Source organism: Azospirillum sp. (assembly GCF_035627195.1).
Lineage (GTDB): Bacteria > Pseudomonadota > Alphaproteobacteria > Azospirillales > Azospirillaceae > Azospirillum.
In genome coordinates this window covers 1-9,010 of sequence record NZ_DASPMG010000240.1, presented here as the reverse complement: position 1 = coordinate 9,010, position 9,010 = coordinate 1, and the positions used below count along the sequence as shown (strand labels likewise).

At 72.0% G+C, this 9,010-nt stretch carries 6 protein-coding genes and 1 pseudogene; 2 read left to right on the top strand and 5 right to left on the bottom strand.

Features of this window, described 5'->3' with window-relative positions:
• Positions 1-757: bifunctional phosphopantothenoylcysteine decarboxylase/phosphopantothenate--cysteine ligase CoaBC (gene coaBC / locus VED21_RS21755; RefSeq protein ID WP_324885947.1), on the bottom strand; the 757-nt coding region annotated here is incomplete at its 3' end.
• Between the two features lie 223 nt (positions 758-980).
• Between coaBC and VED21_RS21750 the strand changes: the two genes are divergently transcribed.
• Together VED21_RS21750 and VED21_RS21745 are read left to right on the top strand one after the other, a co-directional pair.
• Positions 981-2,372 (top strand): sigma-54 dependent transcriptional regulator, encoded by a 1,392-nt coding sequence (locus tag VED21_RS21750; RefSeq protein WP_324885945.1) that lies wholly within the window; start codon positions 981-983, stop codon positions 2,370-2,372.
• Between the two features lie 335 nt (positions 2,373-2,707).
• Complete coding sequence (locus VED21_RS21745; RefSeq protein ID WP_324885943.1) at positions 2,708-2,917, top strand: cold-shock protein; 210 nt, start codon at positions 2,708-2,710, stop codon at positions 2,915-2,917.
• 55 nt (positions 2,918-2,972) lie between these two features.
• Here VED21_RS21745 and VED21_RS21740 read toward each other — a convergent pair whose 3' ends face one another.
• The 4 genes and pseudogenes from VED21_RS21740 to VED21_RS21725 all read right to left on the bottom strand — a co-directional run.
• Complete coding sequence (locus tag VED21_RS21740; protein WP_324885941.1) at positions 2,973-6,293, bottom strand: PAS-domain containing protein; 3,321 nt, start codon at positions 6,291-6,293, stop codon at positions 2,973-2,975.
• Positions 6,294-6,354: 61 nt separating this feature from the next.
• Entirely contained in the window at positions 6,355-7,365 is a 1,011-nt protein-coding gene (locus VED21_RS21735; protein WP_324885939.1) for a metal ABC transporter permease, read from the bottom strand.
• Positions 7,366-7,697: 332 nt separating this feature from the next.
• A pseudogene (locus VED21_RS21730) lies at positions 7,698-8,498 on the bottom strand (metal ABC transporter permease); the annotation flags it as partial.
• Between the two features lie 56 nt (positions 8,499-8,554).
• On the bottom strand, positions 8,555-9,010 hold a 456-nt coding region (locus VED21_RS21725), incomplete at its 5' end, for a metal ABC transporter ATP-binding protein (protein ID WP_324885935.1).

Genomic DNA, 9,010 nt, shown 5'->3' with positions numbered 1-9,010 from the left:
AGCCGGCCGGGTCGGCCAGCCGGGTCGGCCCGCTGACCAGCGTCACGGCGGCGCCCAGCTTGGCCAGAGCCGCGGCGATGGCATGCCCCTGCTTGCCGGACGAGCGGTTGGCGATGTAGCGCACGGGATCGATCGGCTCGTGCGTCGGGCCGCTGGTGACCAGCGCCCGCTTGCCGGCCAGCGGTTTCGGATCGGCCTGCGCGGCGAAATGCGCCGCGATGGCGTCGACGATCTCCATCGGCTCGGCCATGCGGCCGGGGCCGAACTCGCCGCAGGCCATGTCGCCCTCGTTGGGGCCGACGCGGGTCACGCCGCGCTGCTCCAGCAGCGCCATGTTGGCCTGCGTGGCCGGGTGCAGCCACATGCGCACGTTCATGGTCGGCGCCACCAACACCGGCTTGTCGGTGGCGAGCAGCGCCGTGGCCGCAAGGTCGTCGGCCATGCCGGCGGCCATGCGGGCCAGCAGGTTGGCGGTGGCCGGCGCCACCACCACGAGGTCGGCGCTGCGCGACAGCTGGATGTGTCCCATCTCCGATTCGTCGGTCAGCGACCACAGGTCCTGGTAGACGGTGTCCTCGGTCAGCGCCTGCACCGACAAGGGCGTCACGAACTGCGCGCCGGCCTTGGTGAGGATGGCGCGCACGGCGCAGCCCCGCTCGCGCAGGCGGCGGATCAGCTCCAGGCTCTTGTAGGCCGCGATGCCGCCGGCGATGACCAGCAGCACGCGCTTTCCGGCCAGATGGGCATGATCGTGCACGGGGATGCCTCGGGCGCTTGCGCAGTTGATCTTGTAGAATTCAGATATTCCAACACGCCGCCCGGGACAAGCGCCGCGACGCACCCATGCGTTTCGGACAAGCGGTTTGCGCCGGCCGCCATGGTTTTGTGAAAAGCTTGCACGCCGCGCGCGCGGTTCATCGCTGGCGCAACGGCAAGGAACACCGTATTTTGAAACCAGCCATGGACATCGACGGACCATCATGGTTTCCGGCACCACAACCGTCCTTCTCGTCGAAGACACGCCGTCGCTGGCGCGCGTCTATGCCGAGTATTTGAAAAAGGAAGCGTACACCGTCGTTCCGGTCGAGACCGGGGCGGCGGCGCTGGAGGCGTTGTCGGACGGTGCGCCGAAGATCGTTCTGCTCGACCTCCAGCTTCCCGACATGCACGGGATGGAGGTGCTGAAGCGCGTGTCCGAACAGGGGCTGCCCTGCGCCGTGGTGGTCATCACCGCGCACGGCTCGGTCAACCTGGCGGTCGAGGCGATGCGCTACGGCGCCTACGATTTCCTGGTCAAGCCCTTCACGGCCGAGCGGCTGGTGGTCACCGTGCGCAACGCGGTGGAGCGGCTGCGGCTGGCGCAGATCGTCGAGACCTACCAGAAGGATCTGGGCCGCACCCGCTACCACGGCTTCATCGGCTCCTCGCTGGCCATGCAGGCGACCTACCGCATCGTCGACAGCGCGGCGTCGTCCAAGGCCACGGTGTTCATCACCGGCGAATCGGGCACCGGCAAGGAGGTCTGCGCCGAGGCCATCCACCGCCAGAGCCCGCGCCGCGACCGGCCCTTCGTCGCCATCAACTGCGGGGCCATCCCCAAGGACCTGATGGAGAGCGAGATCTTCGGCCACGTGAAGGGCTCCTTCACCGGGGCGGTGTCCGACCGCGAGGGTGCTGCGGCGCGCGCCGACGGCGGCACGCTGTTCCTGGACGAGATCTGCGAACTGGCGCCCGACCTGCAGACCAAGCTGTTGCGCTTCATCCAGACCGGCACCTTCATGCCGGTCGGCACCAGCAAGGTGGAGAAGGTCGACCTGCGCATCGTCTGCGCCACAAACCGCGACCCGCTGAAGGAGGTGGAGGAGGGGCGCTTCCGCGAGGACCTGTACTACCGCCTGCACGTCATCCCCATCCACCTGCCGGCTCTGCGCGAGCGCGACGACGACGTCATCGAGATCGCCCGCCACGTGCTGGCCGAGTTCGCGCAGGAGGAAGGCAAGGGCTTCCACCGCTTCAGCCCGGAGGCGGAGCAGATCCTGCGCCTCTACCACTGGCCGGGCAACGTGCGGCAATTGCAGAACGTGGTGCGCAACATCGTCGTCCTACACGACGGCGAGGTGGTGACGCCCGACATGCTGCCGCCGCCGCTGGCGCCGCAGCCGGCCCCCGTCTCCGCACCCGCGGCGGCGGTCCTCGCCGCACCAGGCGGCCGGCGGGAGATCAAGCCGCTGTGGATGGTGGAGAAGGAAGCCATCGAGGAGGCCATCGCCGCCTGCGACGGCAACATCCCCCGCGCCGCCGCCCTTCTAGGCATCAGCGCGTCGACCATCTACCGCAAGCGGCTGGCCTGGGAAGCGGAAGGAAAGCTGTAGAGCTTGGCATTCCGTCCAAACCACCCAAGACGATTGAAAGTCTTGACAGCAGAATCACTTGGGCCTCGGTCGTATTTCTTTGCGACAGATAGCGCCCCAATGGACATATCCCCTCATTTCGGCTTGCCGGTCGGGGATTCGCGGGGCTAGCCTCAGGACACGTTGTCTTTGGTAACGCTTGGCCGGCGCACCACGATCGGGTGCGACCGCCGCCGGGCCTCCCACCATCGATACGCCCACCACAACGGCCGCACCCTCCGGCCGCGCGGGTCCACCCGCGCGACAGCCGAACTGCGCCCGCGACGACCACCGACCAAGGAGCAAGGAGTCCGCTCATGGCCACCGGCACCGTGAAATGGTTCAACACCACCAAGGGCTATGGCTTCATCGCACCCGAAGCGGGTGTGAAGGACGTCTTCGTCCACATCACCGCCGTCCAGCGGTCCGGCCTGCACGGCCTGACGCAGGGCCAGAGGGTCCAGTTCGAGGTCGCGCGCGGCAACAACGGCAAGGACGCCGCCGTCAACATCAGCGTCACGGGGTGACGTTCCCCCGGAAGGCGTAGGTTGGGCCAAGCGCCAGCGCGGCCCAACATCCCCCTCATTCCCCCTTCCACAACCCGCGACCGCGGTAGGCTTCGGCCATTTCCTGCACCAGTGCCGGGACGCGACGGCGCAGGGCATCGGCCTCGCCGGTGGCCCCCTCCCGGCACGCCCGTTCCAACTCGCGCGCGGCGGCGGACAGCAGCTTCGCCCCGAACGTCCCGGCCGTACTCTTCAGCGTGTGCGCCTCCTGCTCCAATTGCGTCAGGTTCGCCCCGGGGGCGGCAATGCGCGCGGCGCGCGCCTGCGTCTCCTCCACGAACTGGCGGATGACGTCGGGCAGCATCTCGGCGTCCAGATCCTCGGCCAGTTGGTCCAGCACCGCCGGATCCAGCGCATCGCCACCCGCAATGGGCGGGGCCGGCGGCACCGCCGGTTCGGCGGGCAGCCAGCGCGCCACGGTGTCCAGCAGGCGCGTGCGGTCGACCGGCTTGGCGACGTGGTCGTTCATGCCGGCGGCGAGGCAGCGCTCGCGATCGCCCTCCATGGCGTTGGCGGTCATGGCGACGATCGGCAGCGTGCCGGCCGGCGGCGGCAGCGCGCGCAACGCCCGCGTCGCCGTCAGCCCGTCCATCTCGGGCATGGCGATGTCCATCAGCACGAGGTCATAGGGCAGCGTGCGCGCCGCCTCGATCGCCTCCAGCCCGTTGGCGGCGACGTCCACCTGACAGCCGGCGCCCTTCAGGAAGGCGGTCGCCACCATCTGGTTGGTCGGGCTGTCCTCCACCAGCAGGATGCGCCGGCCGGCCATCTGCGGCGGCGGTGCCGCGGCGGGCGGCGGGCGCACCGGCTCGGCCGCGACTGGCAGGGCGCCCAGCGCCGTCAGCAGCCGCCCCTGGTGCGCCGGCTTGACCACCGCCGCAGCGATGCCCAGCCGCGCCCAGTCCATGACGTGGCCGATGACGGTCAGCAGCACGACGCGGCCAACGCCGGCGGCATGCAGCGCCTCGACCAGCGCCGTCAACCGCGCCTCGTCCATCCCCGGCACCACGCCATCGACCATCGCCGCGTCGAAGCGTCCGTTCCCCGCGACGGCCAGGAGGGCGGCGGCGTCCGCCGCTTCCGCCACCTCGGCCCCCCAGGAGCGGATCTGCGTGGCGAGCGTCCCGCGGCTGACCGCGTTGCCCTCGAACAGCAGGACGCGCCGCCCGGCCAGCGCCCCGACGCGGGACGGCCCCGCGGCGGCGTCCTGCTGCGGCTCCAGCGGCACCGTGAACCAGAAGCGGCTGCCCCGGCCGGGCGTGCTGTCGAAGCCGATGGCGCCCTCCATCACCTCGACCAGCCGGCGCGAGATGGCGAGGCCCAATCCGGTGCCGCCGTGCCGGCGCGACAGGTGGGGATCGACCTGCGTGAACTCGTCGAACAGGGTGTCGTGCGCCTCCGGCGGGATGCCGACGCCGGTGTCCGTCACCTCGAAGTGCAGCCACACGCGGCCATCCCCCGTGGCGTCTTCCCCGTCCCGCTCGGTCAGCGACACGGTGACGGCGACGCCGCCCAGGTCGGTGAACTTGACGGCGTTCCCGACGAGGTTCAGCAGCACCTGCCGCAGCCGCCCGGCGTCGCCGCGCAGCCCGGCCGGCAATCCGGCCGGCACGCAGGCGGCCAGCCCGATCCCCTTGGCGGTGGCGCGGGCGGCCAGCAGGTCCACCACGCTCTCCACCACGTCGACGAGGTTGAAGCTGTTGGCCTCCAGCGCCAGCTTGCCGGCCTCCATCTTCGACAGGTCGAGGATGTCGTTCAGGATGGCCAGCAGCGCCTCCCCCGACTCGCGCGCGGTCTGCGCGTAGGTGCGCTGGCTTTCCCCCAGGTCGCCGTCCAGCAGCAGCCCGACCATGCCCAGGACGCCGTTGAGCGGCGTGCGGATCTCGTGGCTGATCATGCGCAGGAACTCGGACTTGGCTTGGCTGGCCAGTTCCGCCTGCTCCTTGGCGAGGCGGAGTTGCGCCTCGGCGCGGCGATGCCCTGTGATGTCGTGCACCGACACCAGCGCCACCGGCCGGCCGCGATCCTCCACATAGCGGGTCTGTCCCTCGACGATGTAGCGGCTGCCGTCCGGGCGGATGCAGGTCAGTTCGAACGGCTCCTCGGCGCGCACGGCCAGGCGCAGGCGGCCCTTGTCGCGGTCCTCGGGGGCGATGAGGTCGACGATCGAGCGGCCTATCAGGTCGTCGTGGGCGTGGCCGGTCAGTTCGACCGCGGCGCGGTTGACATCGACAATGCGGCCGCCCTCGTGCACCAGGATGGCGTCGGTGGCGGCATCGGAGAGCTGGCGCAGCCGCTCTTCACTGGCGCGCAGTTCCGCCTCGACGCGGCGGAAGTCGGAGATGTCGTCATAGACGACCAGCACCGTGCGCGCGTCCATGCGGCGCGGCGTGATCTGCATGACGCGGCCGGTGTGCAGCAGGACCTCGACCGGCCGGCCGCTGTCCACGTCCACGGCGTCCCGCGCGCGCGTGGCCAGATCCTGCGGATCACCCGGGCCGAAGTCCCCGCGCCCGGCCAGGAAGCGCAGGAACTCCGCCACGGTCAGGCCGGGCTGCAGCAGTCCGTCCGGCAGCGCGAACATGGGGGCGAGGCGCGGGTTGCACGCCAGCAGCCGGTCGTCACGCCACACCGCCACGCCCTGCGGCAGGGTGGCGAAGCACGCCTCCAGCAGCGCCGACTTGTAGGCTAGTTCCTCCTCGCGCCGCTTGATCTCGGTGATGTCCGTGCGGATGCCGACGTAGCCGCCGTCGCTCATCCGCCGCTCGTTGACCTTCAGCCAGCGCCCGTCGGACAGACGCTGCTCGATCGGGCCGGCGGGATCGCGGTGCTGGCGCAGACGCTCGGCCACCCAGCGGTCGATGTCGGCGGGATCGGCGGGATCGCAGTCGGCGTACTGGCCGGACACGGCGCCGCGCCGCAGCACCTCCTCGAAGGGGACGCCGGGAACGATCGGGCCGGACAGGGCGTAAAGCTCGCGGTAGCGGGCGTTGCAGGCGACCAGCCGGTCGTCCGCGTCGTACAGCGCGAAGCCTTCGTTGACGGCGTCGATCGCCTCCGCCAGATGGCGGTAGGCGCCGGTGGCCCGCAACTCCGCCGCCTGCGCGGCACCACGCAGCCGCGACGCCTCCGCCGCCTCGCGCGCCAGCAGCATGACGAGCAGGCCGCCGGCCACCAGCGGAATGCCCATCTCCAGGAACGGCGACAGGGTGGACACCGCGGCGCTATCGGGAAAAGCCGCGAGGTGCCAGGCGCCATGCAGGACGCTGGTCAGGAGAAGCAGCACGGCCGCCGCGATGAGGCCCCGGCGGCGCCCGCCGGGAAGCAGGTGGTTCAAGGACAGGCTCCGGCCGCTGCGGCACGGCCCCAACCGCTGCGGCCGCGTCCGTCCGCCGCCATTATGGCCGGCTGGAGCCGGCGGCGACAACGTCCGTGTTCCCAACCGCTTCCCGATGCAGGCCCCGATGCAGCCGGCGCGTCGCCAGCCGCCGGCCAAGCGCGCCGTGCCGCGGCCCCAGCAGGGCCGCCAGCGCCAGCAGCAGGCCGGAGACGACGGCGATCATCCCGGCGGCGTTCAGCGAATGGTCGCCGCCCAGCCAGAACGGCCCGAACGCCGCCGCGACGTAACCGCCCACCGCCGCCGCCACGCCGAACAGCACGCTCAGGCCCAGCTGCGCCGACAGCCGGTCGGTCAGCATGCGCGCCGCCGCCGCAGGCGCGATCAGCATGGCGACGACGAGGATGGAGCCCACCGCCTCGAACGCGGCGATGGCCGTGGCGGCGGTCAGCAGCACCACGCCGGTGTTGACCAACCCCGGCGCCAACCCCAGCGTACCGGCCAGCGCCGGGTCGAAGGCGGCGATGGTCAGTTCCTTGTACAGCAGCGCCACGGCCGCGGCGCACACCGCCAGCACGGCCGCCAGCGTCACCACCTCGCGCGGCAGCGTCGCCCACACCGCGGGGTCGAGGAGGGAGGACCAGCCGGTGGGCGCCAGCCACAGGATGTCCTCCAGTTGGCCGTACAGCACGCAGTCGGCGTCCAGGTCCACGGCGCGCGCCGCCCCCTGCTCGATCAGCACCACGCCGGCCGCGAAGAACACGGTGAACACCACGCCCATGGCCGCCCCGGATTCCAGCCGGCCGTAGCGGCGGACACCCTCGATCAGCACGCCGGCCAGCGCCGCCGCGGCCAGCGCCCCGGCCATCATCGCCCAGGTGTCGCGCGTGCCGGCCAGCAGGAAGCCGCCGACGATGCCCGGCAGCACCGCGTGGCTGACCGCGTCGCCCATCAGCCCCTGCCGGCGCAGCACCAGGAAGTTGCCGACCAGTGCGCACGCCGCGCACGCCAGCACCGCCGCCAGCAGCGCCGGCAGGTCGAGCTGCAGGAAGTCCTGAACGTTCAGCGGCATGGCGCGCGCTCCTCCAGCAGGCGGACAAGGTCGGGCGGGAGGACGGCGTCGATCGGGTCGATACCCCAGTTGGCGTCGGCCGGCACCTGCGCCGGCGCCTCGGCCAGCAGCCGCTCCCACAGCCGCAGGTTCCGCTCCGCCGCGCGCGCCGCCACGTGCCCCCGCTCCGTCAGGCGGTCGCCGCGCAGCAGCCCCCGCGCGCGCAGCCACAGGGCCAGCACCGACGAGGGCGCCTCCGCCACGCCCGGCAGCAGCAGCCGGCGCAACGCGTTGCCCTCGGCAACCACGAGGCGCAGGTGCACGGTGCGCGCCGCCGTGGCCAGCAGGCCGCGCGCCGGGGCGAACAGGAAGCTGAACAGGAACAGCGCCCCCGCCACCAGCACGATGACGGCGCCGGCCGGCAGGTTGGGGAACAGTGCCGACAGCGCCGCCCCCAGCCAGCCGCTCAAGGCGCCGATCACCGCCGCGACCACCGTCATGGTGCCCAGCCGCTCGGTCCAGAAGCGGGCGGCGGCCGGCGGGATGATCAGCAGCGCCACCACCAGAACCAGCCCCACCGTCTGCAGCCCGATCACCGTGACCAGCGTCGCCAGCGCCATCAGCGCGATGTCCAGCCGCGCCACCGGCCAGCCCTGCCCGCCGGCGAAGCCGGCGTCGAAGGCGACCATGCGCAGCTCCTTGAACAGCAGGGCGGTCGCCGCCGCGGCCCCCAGCGCCAGCAGGCCCATGCCGACCGCCTCGCCGCGGCTCATGGCCGCCGTCTGGCCGAGGATGAAGCCCTTCAGCCCCGCCTGCCCACCCACCTCCAGCGCCTGGATGTGGCTGAGCAGCACCACGCCCAGCCCGAAGAACACCGAAAGCACGATACCGATGGCCGCGTCCTCGGTCAGGCGGGTGAAGCGCACGATGGCCTGCACCGTCAGCACGCCGATCAGGCCGCTGGCCACCGCCCCGCCCAGCAGCAGCGGCAGGGAACGCCCCGGCACCCCCAGCGCCACGCCCAGCAGGAACGCCGCGGCGATACCCGGCAGCGTGGCGTGGCTGAGGGCGTCGCTGATCAGCGCGCGGCGGCGCAGCAGCAGGAAGGTGCCGACCATGCCCGCCGCCAGCCCCAGCGCCGCCGTCCCGGCCACCACTACGGCGGTGTTGAAGCCGGCCTGGAGGGTGAGGATGCGCAATGCCTCGGCGCTCACCGCCCTCCCTCCAGCCGGCGGGCGCCGTAGGTGCGGGCGAGGTTCTCCTTGGTCATCACCTGCGCCACCGGCCCGGCCGCAACGATGCGGGTGTTGAGCAGCAGCACGTGGTCGAAGGTGTCGGCGACGGTCTGCAAGTCGTGGTGCACGCAGATCACCGTACGCCCGGCGGCGTCCAGGTCGCGCAGCACGTCGAGCACGGCGCGCTCCGTGGCCGCGTCCACGCCGGCGAACGGCTCGTCCATCAGGTAGAGCCGCGCCTCCTGCGCCAGCGCTCGGGCGAGGAAGACGCGCTGCTGCTGCCCGCCGGAGAGTTGGCCGATCGGCCGGTCGGCGAAGCCGGCCATGCCCACGCGCTCCAGCGCCGCCATCGCGGCGTCCTTGTGGGCGCGCGAGACGCGGCGGAACCAGCCGATCATGCCGTAGCGCCCCATCGCCACGACGTCGAGCGC

Excerpts from the sequence above, each read along its gene's own strand:
- VED21_RS21745 (WP_324885943.1), top strand. The coding sequence starts at position 2,708 with ATGGCCACCGGCACCGTGAAATGGTTCAACACCACCAAGGGCTATGGC.
- VED21_RS21735 (WP_324885939.1), bottom strand. The coding sequence starts at position 7,365 with ATGCCGCTGAACGTTCAGGACTTCCTGCAGCTCGACCTGCCGGCGCTG.
- VED21_RS21750 (WP_324885945.1), top strand. The coding sequence starts at position 981 with ATGGTTTCCGGCACCACAACCGTCCTTCTCGTCGAAGACACGCCGTCG.